The following is a 14,143-nucleotide window of genomic DNA, read 5'->3' as shown; positions in this document are numbered from 1 at the left end:
GCGTTCAGTGGTATCAAAAGACACCTGAGCGCACAATCCCCGTCCGGAAAAAAAACCACCCGAAGGGGCGATCTCAGCGCCGGGCGGTGGGCGGCTTCGCCGTTCAAGTCAGGCAGGCGTCCGCCGCCTCCCCTCCCCCAATCTGCCCCCTATTTGGTCCGGCAGAAGCCATGAATGGCGGGGCTTGGCGGAAAAACCACGGCTGCGCCCCATGTTCAATTGCCTGTCTGCGCGCTTTGGTGGCACACTTCTGTTATCCGCCCGTAGCGCCCTGACCAGACAGATGCAGACACCGGAATCCGAGCCAGAGAAAAAAGCCCCACCCAAACCGAAGCGCATCCTGCTGGTCAACGAACAGCGCTCCTTTCAGGTGATGATGAAGGCAATGCTGATCAACATCGGCATCAACCGCATTACCTATGTCAACTCGGCCGAAGAGGCGAGACGGCGCTGCCAGAAAGAGACCTTTGACATCTACCTGCTCGATTACGAGCTGGGGGTTGGCGAGAACGGCCGCCAGCTGCTGGAGAGCCTGCGGGATCAGAAGCTCATTCCGCCCCAGAGCGTGGTGATCATGGTAAGCGGCGACAGCTCCCGCGCCATGGTGCTGAGCGCGCTGGAAGCCGAGCCCGACGAATACCTGATGAAGCCCTTCTCCCAGGAGCAGTTTTCGTTTCGCCTCAAACGCGCCCTCGCCCGCCGTCAGGCGCTGGAGAGCGTGTTCAGCGCCCTTGCCAAAGAGGATCTGCCCACCCTGCTCGCCGCCTGCGCCGAGCGAGCCGACGCGGTGCCGCGCTTTGCCAACTTCTGCCGCTGTCTGCAGGCCGATACCCAACTCAAGCTGGGCCAGGCCAAGGAGGCCCGCAGCCTGATGCGCCAGCTGCTGGCCGGCCAGGAGAACAGCTGGGCCCGGCTCACCCTCGGCAAGGCGTGCCACACCCTGGGGCTGAACGAAGAGGCGGTGAGCCACCTGCAGGCCACCCTCAAGAACACCCCGCTGATGGTGGAGGCCCACCTCTGGCTGGCAGAGTCCCAGCTGGCGCTCGGCAACGACGAACAGGCCCAGCAGGAGCTGAAGCGGGCGGTCGACATCTCGCCCCAGTCGGTGCAGCTCTCCCGCCGGCTGGCGGAGGTGTGCCTGCTGCGCCACGACTACGCCCAGGCCAAGGACGTGCTGCTGTCGCTCATCGACCTGTCGCGCAACTCCATCCATCGCACCCCCCACTACCTGGGGGCCTATATCCAGTCGCTGACCCTCTACGCCCTCAACAGCAACGACATCTACCACATCGCCAACCTGCAAAAGCAGGTCAACTCGGCCCTGTCGCGCATCCGCGATTCACTGATGATGTCGGAGTTCAACTACCCGGTGTTCGAGCAGATCTGCCAGGCCCGGGTGCAGATCGCCCTGGGCGAGCTGCTCAAGGGCAAGAAGATGCTCTACCGCGCCAACCAGAACTGGCTCGATCAGCCGGCCACCATGCCCCCCAGCCTGCTGGGCGAGACCATCCTCGCCCTCTACCAGCTCGGCGAGTTCGAGTATGCCGAGAGCCTGCAGGCGCTGCTGGCCGAAGACGAGGATCGGCTGCTCACCACCTGCATCCAGGCCACCCGCGATGACAAGACGGTGCTTGAGCGTCGCCAGCGCTACCAGCAGCTCAACGAACTGGGCATCAAGGCCTATCAGAGCGGCGAGCTGGAGCAGGCGCTTGGCCACTTTCGCGAGGCGCTGCGCCGTGCCCCGGCCAATACCGGCGCCGCCCTCAACAAGATCCAGGTGCTGCTGCAGCTGATGCAGAAAAACCGCAAGAGCCCGGAGTTTGGCGCCGAGTGCAAGGAGACCCTGGAGGTGCTGGACGGCATCCCCCTCAATCCGGCCCAGCAGGATCGTTTTCGCAAGCTGCGTCAGGAGTTTACCCAGCTCAGCTGACCAGGGCCCGCTCGCCTATGCTGATACTGACTCGGCAAAGGGAGGAGAGTGGCGATGGCCATGTGTCGATATCTGGTGGCGGACGGTCGCCACTGCAGCGAAGAGGCGGGAGACCATGATCTGTGCCGCTGGCACGATCCCCACGCCAATCATCAGGATCCCCACACCGCCCGCGAGCTGGAGCACTACATCCAGCAGGGCGGGCTGTGCCACGGCCTGCAACTGGCCCGCGCCAATCTGGCGGGCCTCAACCTGGTGAAAAAAGGAGCCCCGCAAGGATTCCTGCTGGAGCAGTGCAACCTCTACCGCGTCAACCTGCAGGGGGCCCACCTCTACGGCATTCGCATCAAGGGCGGCAGCCTGATGAAGGCGGATCTCAGCGAAGCGAACCTGCACTGCGCCACCCTCGACGACGTCAACCTGCTCGGCATTCGCTGGCACAATACCCGCCTCGACAACCTGGATACCGGCAAACGGCTGATGCAGGAGCGGCGCGGCCGCAAGGAGCGCGACCCGGTACAGGCCCGCATCTGGCTGAAGGAGGCCGAAGAGACCTATCGCGATCTGCGCAAGGCCTCGGAGGCGCAAGGCATCTTCACCATGTCCGGCCGCTACATCCAGCAGGAGCTGACCATGCGCCGGCTGCAGCTGCCGTTCTGGTCGACCCAGCGCTTCACCTCCTGGATCGTCGATCTGTTCTGCGGCTACGGCGAGGCCCCCATGCGGGTGGTGCTCTTCTCCCTGCTGCTCATCTTCATCTGCAGCATCTTCTACTTCTTCTTTGGCCTGAGCTTCAACGGCAACCACCTCATCTACCGGCCCGGCGCCCCTTTTGAGCAGAACGCCATCTTCCTGCTGGAGTGCCTCTACTACAGCGTGGTGACCTTCACCACCCTGGGTTATGGCGACTTCACCCCCATCGGCCTCTCAAGGCTCTTCGCCGCCTTCGAGGCCTTCACCGGCAGCTTCACGCTGGCGCTGTTTGTGGTGGTGTTCGTCAAGAAGATGACCCGCTGAGCCCGCTGCGGCGGGCGGCCCACCCCGGATGTGGCCCCTCGCCTTCACTTGCATCCACGGCGGATTCCTAGTCCAATAGCCACTTATAAAAATGACATGAGCATCCCGGACATGAAGATCATCTCTTTCAATATCAATGGCCTGCGCGCCCGCCTGCACCAGCTGCAAGCCATCATCGACAAGCATCAGCCGGATGTGATCGGCCTGCAGGAGATCAAGGTGCACGACGAAGCCTTCCCGCTGGCGGATGTGGAGGCCATGGGCTATCACGTGGCGTTTCACGGCCAGAAGGCCCACTACGGGGTGGCCATCATGAGCAAGCAGAAGCCGGTCAAGGTGGAGAAAGGCTTCCCCACCGACGATGAAGAGGCCCAGCGCCGGATGATCATGGCCACCTTCGAGCGCGAAGACGGCTCCCTCATCAAGGTGATGAACGGCTACTTCCCGCAGGGTGAAAGCCAGGATCACGAGACCAAGTTCCCGGCCAAGCAGAAGTTCTACGAGGATCTGCAGCACTATCTGGAGACCCACCACACCCCGGGCGATCAGCTGGTGCTGATCGGGGATATGAATATCTCCCCCACCGATCTCGACATCGGCATCGGCGAGGCCAATCGCAAGCGCTGGCTGCGGGATGGCAAGTGCTCCTTCCTGCCCATCGAACGCGAATGGATGGAGCGCCTGAAAGGGTTCGGCCTGACCGACACCTTCCGCGCCGCCAACCCCACCGAGTGCGAGCGCTTCTCCTGGTTTGACTACCGCTCCAGGGGCTTTGACGAGAATCGGGGCCTGCGCATCGACCTCATCATGGCTTCCGACGCCCTCAAGGACACCGTGACCGAGACCGGCATCGACTACGAGCTGCGCGGCATCGACAAGCCTTCGGATCACGCCCCCATCTGGGCATGCTTCGCCTGATAACGACAACAGAGGGGGCATTTGAAGCCCCCTCTGTGACCAAGCCCCCACTTCCCCCGCTTTTTCCTTCTTATAATTCCCTCCGGGTCTCCAGCTCCCCAGCAAGGTCACGATGCAGGGTCTGCGTGCCTGACACAAATTGTCGCGGCCCCCTCCGCCACTGCGCGATCGACACCGACAACTTTCAGTGTCGAGCAGCCTGGGTTCAATATTCGTGCTCTATCATTAGAAAACTGTCAGTAATCCAATGAGTTAAATTTGTAACCATGCAGTTAACCATGTTCATGAAGAAAAAGGCTGGGCGCGGCAATCGCGCACCATCCCACAGGAGTGTGATGATGAAGGTGCAATACGTCAGGGAAGAGATGTTAAAGCGCGGCTGTATCGCCCTGGCACTGGCCAGCGCACTGACCGCCTGTGGTGATGAACCGGCCACCGGAGCCCAGGCACTGCCGCCGGTGCCCGTGGTGGTGGCCGAGGTCAAGCTGACCGACGTGCCGATGACCACCGAGATGGTGGGCGAGACCGCCGGTTTTCGCGAAATTGACGTGCGTTCCCGGGTGAGCGGCATCCTGCTCAAACGCACCTACATCGAGGGGCAGCCGGTCACCGCCGGTCAGGCGCTGTTCCTGATCGACCCCGAGCCCTACAAGGTGGCGCTGGAGCAGGCCAAGGGCACCCTGGCCCAGGAGCAGGCCCGCCTCAACAAGGCCCGCGCCGACCGGGATCGCATCATCCCGCTGTTCAAGCGCCAGGTGGTGAGCCGCAAGGACTATGACGACACCATCGCCAACTACGAAGCCGCCATCGCCAGTCATCAGGCGGCTCAGGCCAAGGTGAAAGAGGCCGAACTCAACCTCAGCTACACCCAGGTCACCGCCCCCATCAACGGCATGGCGAGCAAGAGCTCCCAGTCCGAGGGCAGCCTCATCTCCACCAGCGGCGAAAACGGCCTGCTCACCACCATCACCCAGTTCGACCCGCTCTACGTCAACTTCTCCTACTCGGAACAGGATCGCCTCAACTTCGAGAACTCGGTGAAAAAGGGATTGATTGAGGCCAAGGATGCCACCAACTGGCGCACCCACATCCGGCTGGCGGACGGCTCCGTCTACCCCGAGGCGGGCAAGCTCAACTTCTCCGACAGCCGGGTCGACCCGCAAACCGGCACCATCCGGGCCCGCGCCATCTTCGACAACAAGGACGGCGTGCTGCTGCCGGGCCAGTTCGTGCGCATGACCATCGATCTGGGCACCCGCAAAAATGCCATCCTGGTGCCGCCGCGCGCCATCGTCCAGTCCCAGGCCGACCGCATGGTGATGGTGGTGGACAAAGAAAACAAGGTGGTGCCCCGCCCCGTCAAGCTGGGCTCCGTGGTCGACAGCGGCGTGCTGATCGACAGCGGCCTCGAACCCGGTGAGCGCTATATCGTCGAGGGGCTGATGAAGGCCCGGCCCGGCGCCGTGGTCAAGCCCGTCACGGCCTCCGAGATGAAGGCGATCACCACCAAGATGGTCGGCCAGAACGCGGCCAAGTAAGGAGTTCGTATGTTTTCCAAGTTCTTCATCGAACGCCCCATCTTCGCCAGCGTGATTTCGATCATCATAGTGCTGGGCGGGTTGGCGGCGATGCGATCCCTGCCCATCGAGCAGTACCCGCAGATCACCCCGCCGGTGGTGTCGGTCACCGCCTTCTATCCGGGCGCCACCCCCGAGGTGATCTCCCAGACGGTGGCCGCGCCGCTCGAGCAGCAGATCAACGGCGTGGAGCGGATGCTCTACATGCAGTCGGGTTCGGCCTCCAACGGCCAGATGAACCTCAACGTTTACTTCGAGATCGGCACCGATCCGGATCAGGCCACCATCAACGTCAACAACCGGGTCTCGGCCGCCATGGCCCAGCTGCCGGAAGAGGTGAAGAAGCAGGGGGTGACGGTCAAGAAGAAATCGACCTCGATCCTGCAGGTGGTGACCCTGCAATCGCCTGACGGCACCTTCGACACCACCTACCTGTCGAACTACGCCCTGCTCAACATCATCGACGAGCTCAAGCGAATTCCCGGGGTCGGTGACACCACCCTGTTCGGCGGCACCGACTACGCCATGCGCATCTGGCTCAGGCCGGATCGACTGGCCCAGCTCGAGCTCACCCCGAGCGACGTGATCGGCGCCATCCGCGAGCAGAACACCCAGTTCGCGGCCGGCAAGATCGGCGCCCAGCCCACCACGGCTCCCATCGACTTCACCTACACGGTGCAGACCAAGGGACGGCTGGAGGATGTGCGCGAGTTCCAGAACATCATCATCCGCTCCATGCCGGACGGCTCGAAGATCCGGGTCAAGGACGTGGCCAGGGTCGAGCTCGGCGGCAAGGACTACGACCTGCTGGCCAAGGCCAACGGCAAGCCGGCCATCGGTATCGCCACCTATCTGCAACCGGGCGCCAACGCCGTGGCGGTGGCCGATCAGGTGCACGCCACCATGCTGCGCCTCAAGGAGCGTTTCCCGCAGGACATCGAATACCAGATCCCCTACGACACCACCGAGTTCGTGAAGATCTCCATCGAGGAGGTGGTACACACCCTGTTCGAGGCGATCGTGCTGGTGTTCGTGGTGGTCTATCTGTTCCTGCAGAACTTCCGCGCCACCCTGATCCCCTGTATCGCGGTGCCGGTGTCGCTCATCGGCACCTTCGCCGGCATGCTGGTGCTGGGCTTCTCCATCAACCTGCTGACCCTGTTCGGCATGGTGCTCGCCATCGGTATCGTGGTGGATGACGCCATCGTGGTGCTGGAGAACGTCGAGCGGATCATGCAGGAGAAGAAGTGCTCGCCCAAAGAGGCGGCCATCCTCGCCATGCAGGAGGTCTCCGGCCCGGTGGTCGCCATCGTGCTGGTGCTGTGCGCCGTGTTCCTGCCAGTCGCCTTCATGGGCGGCATGACCGGGGTGATGTACAAGCAGTTCGCCATCACGGTGGCGGTGTCGGTAGCCATCTCCGGTCTGGTGGCGCTGACCCTGTCGCCGGCCCTTTGTGCCGTGTTGCTCAAAGAGGGCCACCACAAGCCGGCCCGCTTCTTCGTCTGGTTCAACAACGCCTTCGACGGCCTCACCCGCCGTTACGTGCGCGGTGTCGCCTTCCTCAACCGCCGGGTCGGGGTGGCGTTCACCATCATCGCCTTCATCCTGGTCTCCATCTACGGCCTGCTGATGAAGGTGCCGGGCGAACTGGTGCCGAACGAAGATCAGGGCTACCTGCTTTCCGCCGTCATGCTGCCGGATGCGGCCTCCCTCACCCGCACCCAGGCGGTGGCGAACGACTTCGACCAGATGGCGATGGCCAACCCCAACGTGAAGGATGTCATCACCTTCTCGGGCTTTGACATTCTCTCCAACGCCATCATCAGCAACAGCGGCATCAGCTTCATCACCCTCAAGGACTGGAGTGAACGGCAAGGTGCCGGGCAGGACTCCTTCTCCCTGGCCAAGACCTTCCAGGGCATGAGCCTGATGGGGCTGGCGGACGGCTTCGTCGCCTCCTTCAACCCGCCCCCCATCACCGGCATGTCCACCACCGGCGGGCTGGAGGCCTACCTGCAGAACCGCAGCACCGGCAATGCCCAGGCCTTCTCGGCCGAGGTGCAGCGCTTCCTCGAGGCGGCCAAGCAGCGCCCCGAGTTCGCCAGCGTGACCAGCACCTACCGCGCCAACGTGCCCCAGGTCTATCTCGATCTGGATCGCGAAAAGGCCAAGGCGCTGGGGCTGCCCATCAACGCCGTGTTCGACACCATGCAGGCCACCTTCGGCCAGGTCTATGTCAACGACTTCAACCAGTTCGGCCGTACCTACCGGGTGCAGTTGCAGTCCGAGGCGGACTACCGCGCCAAGAAGAGCGACATCCGCAACGTCTATGTGCGCTCCGACAAGGGGGAGATGATCCCGCTCAGCAGCCTGGTGACGGTGCGTGATGCCACCGGCCCCGAACTGGTGGAGCGCTTCAACATCTTCCAGGCGGCCAAGATCATGGCGCAGCCGGCGCCGGGCTACAGCTCCGGCCAGGCTATCGCCGCGCTGGAAGCCGTGGCCGACGAGTCCCTCGGCAACGACGCCAAGCTGGAGTGGACTGGCTCCGCCTATCAGGAAAAGGCGGCCGCCGGCAGTGCGGGCACCGCGTTCGGCTTCGGCATCGTGATGATCTTCCTCATCCTGGCGGCCCAGTACGAACGCTGGAGCCTGCCGTTTGCGGTGATCACCGCCGTCCCGTTCGCCCTGTTCGGCGCCCTGCTGGCCACCTGGCTGGTGGGTCTGACCAACAACGTCTACTTCCAGATAGGGTTGGTGACCCTGGTGGGCCTGGCGGCCAAGAACGCCATCCTGATCGTGGAGTTCGCGGTGATGAAGCACGAAGAGGGGATGAGCCTCATCGAGTCGGCGCTGGAGGCGGCGCGGCTGCGTTTTCGCCCCATCGTCATGACCTCGCTCGCCTTCATCCTCGGCTGTGTGCCGCTGGTCACCTCCAGCGGCGCCGGGGCGGCGAGCCGTCATGCCCTCGGCTGGCCGGTCATCGGCGGCATGCTGGCGGCGACCTTCATCGCCATCTTCTTCATCCCGCTGTTCTTCCGCCTCATCATGCGGCGCTCGGAACGCGCCGGCGGCAAGACGGCGCAACCCAAGTCGTAAGTCACAGCCCCCGCCATGCGGGGGCTTTTTTTTATCCGCCAGGCGGGCCAACACCTCGCAGCCGGGCCCGAGCCGCGAGCGGGATCACGCGGCCGGCATCCCGTTGCCCACATACCTTGACCTTGCTCTCAAGGTAAGGTTTACAGTGCCCCCAGTCATTGTCAGGATTTCCCCATGATCGTAGCGAGATTGCCCATCGAACGCATTGCCCGGCTGTTGCTGGGGCTGATGCTCGTCTGCAATCTCACCCTCTGCATCGGCTGGCACGGGATGGATGCCCTCAACGCTGCCATGACTCACGGCAATCAGGCCATGAGCGACAGCGCCATGCAGGGGCTCTCCTGCCACGGGGCAAGCCCGGATGCGGGAGCGCAAGATGCTGCCAGCCAGGAGTGCCAGATGCACGGCGGGCTCACCTCGACCGGTACTCCCGGTCTGCCGCTGCTGGCCGCCCTGCTGACCCTGCTCGCTCTGCCACTGTTGCTGCTGCCCCTCGGGACGGCGAGCAGCGTGCTGGACAACTGGTTGCGGGATCCCTTCCTGCGATCCCGCGGCACCCACCCTCCCTCCTGGCCGCGCCGACACCTGATGTTGTCGGTGCTGCGCCACTAGAAAGATCTTCTCTCGCGGCAGCGGCAAGCCTCGGCTTGTCCGTTTTCTGCCGCCTTGCCTGACCCTGCGCCCTGGCCAAACCGGCCCGCGCGCAGGGAGCCGTGCGCGCTGACACAGCTGCGCCCCGTTTGCCGCCTCGTGATGATGCCCTGCCCGCGCACACCACCACACCGGCGGCCTGACAGAAGAGAAGAGATACCATGTCATCCACCCCCGTTACCCGGTCTGCCTGCGCGCAGCCGTGCCAGCCGCCCCTTCGCCTCCCGCGCGCCGGAGGCTTGTCATGAACAAGACGTTGTTGATGTCCGCCCTGCTGCTGGCCCTCGGCGCCGGTGGCGGCTACTGGGCCGCCAAACAGACCACCACTGGCACTGCAGCCAAGGAGAAGACGCCGCTCTACTGGGTCAACCCCATGGATCCGCGCGACAAGCGCGATGCCCCCGCCAAGGACAACATGGGGATGGACTTCATCCCCGTCTATGAGGAAAAACAGGGCGGATCGCCCGGCACCGTCACCATCAGCCCCGAGATCCAGCAGAACCTGGGGGTGCGGCTCGCCAAGGTGGAGAAGCTCCCCATCCACCAGCAGATCGAGACGGTGGGCTACGTCGGCTATGACGAGGACCGGCTGGAGGCGGTCAACGCCCGCATGGCGGGCTGGATCCGCACCCTCGCCATCAAGAGCGAGGGGCAGCAGGTGAGCAAGGGCAGCCTGATTTACGAGCTCTACGCCCCGGATCTGGTCAACGCCCAGCACGAGTATCTGCTCGCTCTCAATACCGCCAACCCGCTGCTGCTGCGCGCCGCCGAGGGCAAGCTCAAGTCCCTGCAGGTGCCGGCGGATCAGATTGCGGCCCTCAAGCGCAGCCGCCAGGTGCAGGAGACGGTGCGTATCTATGCTCCCAGCAGCGGTTATGTTTCCGAGCTGAAGGTGCGCGAAGGTCAGTATGTGGAGCCCGCCGCGGCACTCTTTAATATCAGCACCCTCAAGCAGGTGTGGGTGAGTGCCGAGGTGTTCGAGCGCCAGGCCGCCCAGCTGAAGGTGGGCGATCCGGTCACCATGACCCTGGACTACGCCCCCGGCCGCCACTGGCAGGGCCGGGTCGATTACCTCTACCCGACCCTGGATGCTGCCACCCGTACTCTCAAGGTACGGCTGCGCTTTGCCAACCCGGACGAGTTCCTGAAGCCCAATATGTTCGCCAAGGTGAGCATTCGCACCGGGCTGGGCGAACCCCGGCTGGTGGTACCGAGCGAAGCGGTGATCCGTACCGGCAGCCAGGACCGGCTGGTGCTGGCACTGGGGGATGGCAGCTTCAAGTCAGTGGCCGTCACCCTGGGCCCCCAGTTTGGCGACAAGGTCGCCATCAAGGCAGGGGTAGAGGCTGGGGATAACATCGTCAGCTCGGCCCAGTTCCTGCTCGACTCCGAATCGGCCATCGATTCTGACTTCCAGCGCATGACGGCGGTGCGCCCCGCCCAGGTGTGGACCCAGGGCGAGGTTGAAAGCATCGATCTGGCCAACCGCACCCTGATGGTCTCCCACCAGCCCATCCCCGAGTGGCAGTGGCCCGCCATGGAGATGGAGTTCACCGTGGCCGACGGGGTCGATATGAGCAAGCTCACCGAAGGGCAGACCCTCCATCTGCAAGTGATGCAGGAGGGGGATGAGTACCGCATCACCAGCATCCATCAGGAGCAAGCGCTGGCCAACGGCGATGCCACCAAGCCCGCAACGGATGAGATGGAGACGATGGAAGGCATGGATCATAGCCAGCATCAGATGGCGATGCCCGAGATGGAGAAGAAGTCATGATCCCGTCGATTATTCGCTGGTCCATCGGCAACCGCTTTCTGGTGCTGTTATTGACCCTCATGCTCACCGCCTGGGGGCTCTGGTCGGTCAAGCAAACCCCGGTGGATGCCCTGCCGGATCTCTCCGATGTGCAGGTGATCATCAAGACTTCCTATCCGGGCCAGGCGCCTCAGGTGGTGGAGGATCAGGTGACCTACCCGCTCACCACCGCCATGCTGGCGGTGCCGGGGGCCACCACGGTGCGCGGCTACTCCTTCTTCGGCGACTCCTTCGTCTATGTGCTGTTTGACGACAACACCGACCTCTACTGGGCCCGCGCCCGGGTGCTGGAGTATTTAAGCCAGGTTGCGCCCAATCTGCCCGCCTCCGCCCGCCCCCAGCTCGGCCCCGATGCCACCGGGGTGGGCTGGGTCTACCAGTACGCGCTGGTGGACAAAACCGGCAAGCATGACCTCAGCCAGCTCACCTCGCTGCAGAACTGGTTCCTCAAGTACGAGTTGCAGACGGTGGAGGGGGTCTCCGAGGTTGCCACCGTCGGCGGCATGGTGCGCCAGTATCAGGTGCGGGTCGACCCGGACAAGCTGCGCGCCTACGGCATCCCGCTCTCCCTTATCGAGACCGCCATCAAGCAGGGCAATCAGGAGACCGGCGCCTCCGTCATCGAGATGGCGGAAGCGGAGTACATGGTGCGCTCCAATGGCTATCTGAAAAGCGTCGAGGATCTGAAGCAGATCCCGCTCGGTACCACTGTGCGCGGCGCCCCGCTGCTGCTGGGTGACGTGGCGGATGTGGTCACCGGCCCCCAGAGCCGGCGCGGTCTGGCCGAGCTCAACGGTGAAGGGGAAGTGGTGGGTGGCATCATCGTCATGCGCTACGGCGAGAATGCCCAGCACACCATCGACGGGGTCAAGGCGCGGCTGGCGGAGCTGAAAAGCAGCCTGCCAGAGGGGGTCGAGGTCGTCACCGTCTACGATCGCTCCGACCTTATCCAGCGCGCCATCGACAACCTCTCCGGCAAGCTGGTGGAGGAGTTCGCGGTGGTGGTGCTGGTCTGTCTGGCCTTCCTGTTCCACTTGCGTTCATCCCTGGTGGTGGTCATCTCCTTGCCCATCGCCATCCTGACCGCCTTTATCGTGATGCACCTGCAGGGGATCAACGCCAACATCATGTCGCTGGGTGGCATCGCCATCGCCATCGGCGCCATGGTGGACGGCGCCATCGTGATGATCGAGAACGTCCACAAGCACATGGAGCGGGAGGCGCTCACCGACAAGAACCGCTGGCGCATCATCACCGAGGCGAGCATAGAGGTGGGCCCCGCCATCTTCTTCTCCCTGCTGATCATCACCATCAGCTTCCTGCCGGTGTTCGCGCTGGAGGCGCAGGAGGGGCGGATGTTCCACCCCCTCGCCTACACCAAGACCTACGCCATGGCGGCGGCGGCCGGGCTCGCCATCACGCTGGTGCCGGTGATCATGGGTTACTTCATCCGTGGCAAGGTGCTGGCGGAGCAGGCCAACCCCCTCAACCGCTGGCTGAGCCAGGGCTATGTGCCACTGCTCAAAGCCGTGCTGGCCCGTCCGAAAACCACCCTGGCCATCGCCGCCGTGGTGACGGTGGCGGGCTTCTGGCCGCTCAAGTACCTGGGCTCCGAGTTCATTCCGCCGCTCGATGAGGGGGACATCATGTATATGCCCACCACCGCGGCCAATATCTCGGTGGGCAAGGCGCGGGAGATTTTGCAGCAGACCGACAAGCTGATCCGCACCGTGCCCGAGGTGCAGAACGTGTTCGGCAAGGCGGGGCGCGCCGAATCGGCCACCGACCCTGCGGATCTGGTGATGATGGAGACCAGCATCCAGCTCAAGCCCCGCGATCAGTGGCGCCCCGGCATGACCCCGGAGAAGCTCAAGGAGGAGCTCGACTCCCTCATCCGCTTCCCCGGTCTCACCAACGCCTGGGTGCCCCCCATCAAGACCCGCATCGACATGCTGGCCACCGGCATCAAGACCCCGGTCGGCATCAAGATTGCGGGGCCGGATCTCAAGGTGATCCAGCAGCTCGGCCAGCAGCTGGAACAGATTGTCGGCAAGGTGGAGGGCGCCTCATCGGTCTACGCCGAGCGGGTGGCCGGTGGCCGCTATGTGAAGGTGGACATCGACCGGCTCAAGGCGGCCCGTTACGGCCTCAACATCGCCGACGTACAGGCGGTGCTCGCCACCGCAGTGGGCGGCATGGAGGTGGGCCAGACCATCGAGGGGCGCGAGCGCTACCCCATCAACCTGCGCTATCCCCAGAGCTATCGCGATTCGGTGGCGAGCCTGGAGCTGCTGCCGCTGGTGACCCCGAGCGGTGCGCGCATCGCGCTGGCGGACGTGGCGCGGGTCTACATCAGCGACGAGGCCCCCATGCTGCGCAGTGAAAACGCGCGGCTCAACGGCTGGGTCTACGTCGACATTCGCGGCCGCGACATCGGCTCTTTCGTCGATGAAGCCAAAGCACAAGTGGACAAACAGCTGGTGCTGCCGGCGGGCTACGCCCTCACCTGGTCCGGTCAGTTCGAATACATGGAGCGGGCCAAGGCGCGTCTCGCCTACGTGGTGCCGCTCACGGTCGCCATCATAGTGCTGCTGCTCTATCTGGCGTTTCGCCGCTTCCAGGAGGTGCTGCTCATTCTCACCACCTTGCCGCTGGCGGTGGTGGGCGGGATCTGGACCCTCTGGCTGCTCGACTTCAACCTCTCGGTGGCAGTCGGGGTGGGCTTTATCGCTCTGGCCGGGGTGGCGGTGGAAACCGGCGTCTTGATGCTGGTCTACCTCAACCACGCCTGGGATGACCTCATTGCCAGCGGCAAACCGGACCAGGCGGGCCTGCACCGGGCGGTGATCCACGGCGCCGCCCTGCGCCTGCGCCCCAAGATGATGACGGTGGTGACCATCATCGCCGGCCTCTTGCCCATCATGTGGAGCCACGGCACCGGCTCCGAGGTGATGCAGCGCATCGCCGCCCCCATGATCGGCGGCATGGTGAGCGCGCTGGTGCTGACCCTGCTGGTGCTGCCCGCCGCCTACTACCTGTGGCGCAGCCGGCACCTGGGCACGACCGAGCACCAACCCGCCGGCTAACCCGGTGGCAGCGCCCCTTTTGACAACCAAGAATCTGAATCAACGACGA

The 14,143-nt window shown here is 64.0% G+C and carries 8 protein-coding genes; all 8 read left to right on the top strand.

The features are described from left to right. Positions 1-283: 283 nt before the first annotated feature. Positions 284-1,930, top strand: coding sequence for a tetratricopeptide repeat-containing response regulator (locus tag C2U40_RS05815; RefSeq protein WP_043159709.1), 1,647 nt, complete (start codon positions 284-286; stop codon positions 1,928-1,930). A gap of 54 nt (positions 1,931-1,984) precedes the next feature. Then, positions 1,985-2,947: an ion channel gene (locus C2U40_RS05810; protein WP_103828873.1), complete on the top strand. Its 963-nt coding sequence runs from the start codon at positions 1,985-1,987 to the stop codon at positions 2,945-2,947. 111 nt (positions 2,948-3,058) lie between these two features. Further along, a complete protein-coding gene (gene xthA / locus C2U40_RS05805; protein ID WP_041217889.1) occupies positions 3,059-3,865 on the top strand; it encodes an exodeoxyribonuclease III in 807 nt (268 codons plus the stop codon). A 338-nt stretch (positions 3,866-4,203) separates the two neighbouring features. Continuing rightward, entirely contained in the window at positions 4,204-5,403 is a 1,200-nt protein-coding gene (locus C2U40_RS05800) for an efflux RND transporter periplasmic adaptor subunit (RefSeq protein ID WP_103828874.1), read from the top strand. 9 nt (positions 5,404-5,412) lie between these two features. Next, on the top strand, positions 5,413-8,541 hold the full coding sequence (locus tag C2U40_RS05795) for an efflux RND transporter permease subunit (protein ID WP_011706758.1): 3,129 nt from the start codon (positions 5,413-5,415) through the stop codon (positions 8,539-8,541). 174 nt (positions 8,542-8,715) lie between these two features. Then, the gene (locus tag C2U40_RS05790) at positions 8,716-9,153 is read left to right on the top strand and encodes a hypothetical protein (RefSeq protein ID WP_103828876.1); all 438 of its coding nucleotides are present in this window, start codon (positions 8,716-8,718) and stop codon (positions 9,151-9,153) included. Positions 9,154-9,436: 283 nt separating this feature from the next. Next, positions 9,437-10,969 carry an efflux RND transporter periplasmic adaptor subunit gene (locus tag C2U40_RS05785; RefSeq protein WP_181014935.1) on the top strand — a complete coding sequence of 511 codons (1,533 nt, stop codon included), beginning with the start codon at positions 9,437-9,439 and terminating at the stop codon, positions 10,967-10,969. Further along, positions 10,966-14,094 (top strand): efflux RND transporter permease subunit, encoded by a 3,129-nt coding sequence (locus C2U40_RS05780; RefSeq protein ID WP_103828877.1) that lies wholly within the window; start codon positions 10,966-10,968, stop codon positions 14,092-14,094. Before C2U40_RS05785 ends, C2U40_RS05780 begins: the two co-directional genes overlap by 4 nt. Positions 14,095-14,143: the final 49 nt, after the last annotated feature.

Origin of the sequence: Aeromonas sp. ASNIH4, from assembly GCF_002934425.1 — a bacterium.
GTDB classification, from domain to species: Bacteria; Pseudomonadota; Gammaproteobacteria; order Enterobacterales; family Aeromonadaceae; genus Aeromonas; species Aeromonas hydrophila.
Note: the sequence above shows the minus strand (reverse complement) of the source record. Positions and strands in the feature narration are given on the sequence as shown.

Coding starts and splice junctions, on each gene's coding strand:
- C2U40_RS05810 (WP_103828873.1), top strand. CDS start 1,985: ATGGCCATGTGTCGATATCTGGTGGCGGACGGTCGCCACTGCAGCGAA.
- C2U40_RS05785 (WP_181014935.1), top strand. CDS start 9,437: ATGAACAAGACGTTGTTGATGTCCGCCCTGCTGCTGGCCCTCGGCGCC.
- xthA (WP_041217889.1), top strand. CDS start 3,059: ATGAAGATCATCTCTTTCAATATCAATGGCCTGCGCGCCCGCCTGCAC.
- C2U40_RS05780 (WP_103828877.1), top strand. CDS start 10,966: ATGATCCCGTCGATTATTCGCTGGTCCATCGGCAACCGCTTTCTGGTG.
- C2U40_RS05800 (WP_103828874.1), top strand. CDS start 4,204: ATGAAGGTGCAATACGTCAGGGAAGAGATGTTAAAGCGCGGCTGTATC.
- C2U40_RS05795 (WP_011706758.1), top strand. CDS start 5,413: ATGTTTTCCAAGTTCTTCATCGAACGCCCCATCTTCGCCAGCGTGATT.
- C2U40_RS05790 (WP_103828876.1), top strand. CDS start 8,716: ATGATCGTAGCGAGATTGCCCATCGAACGCATTGCCCGGCTGTTGCTG.
- C2U40_RS05815 (WP_043159709.1), top strand. CDS start 284: ATGCAGACACCGGAATCCGAGCCAGAGAAAAAAGCCCCACCCAAACCG.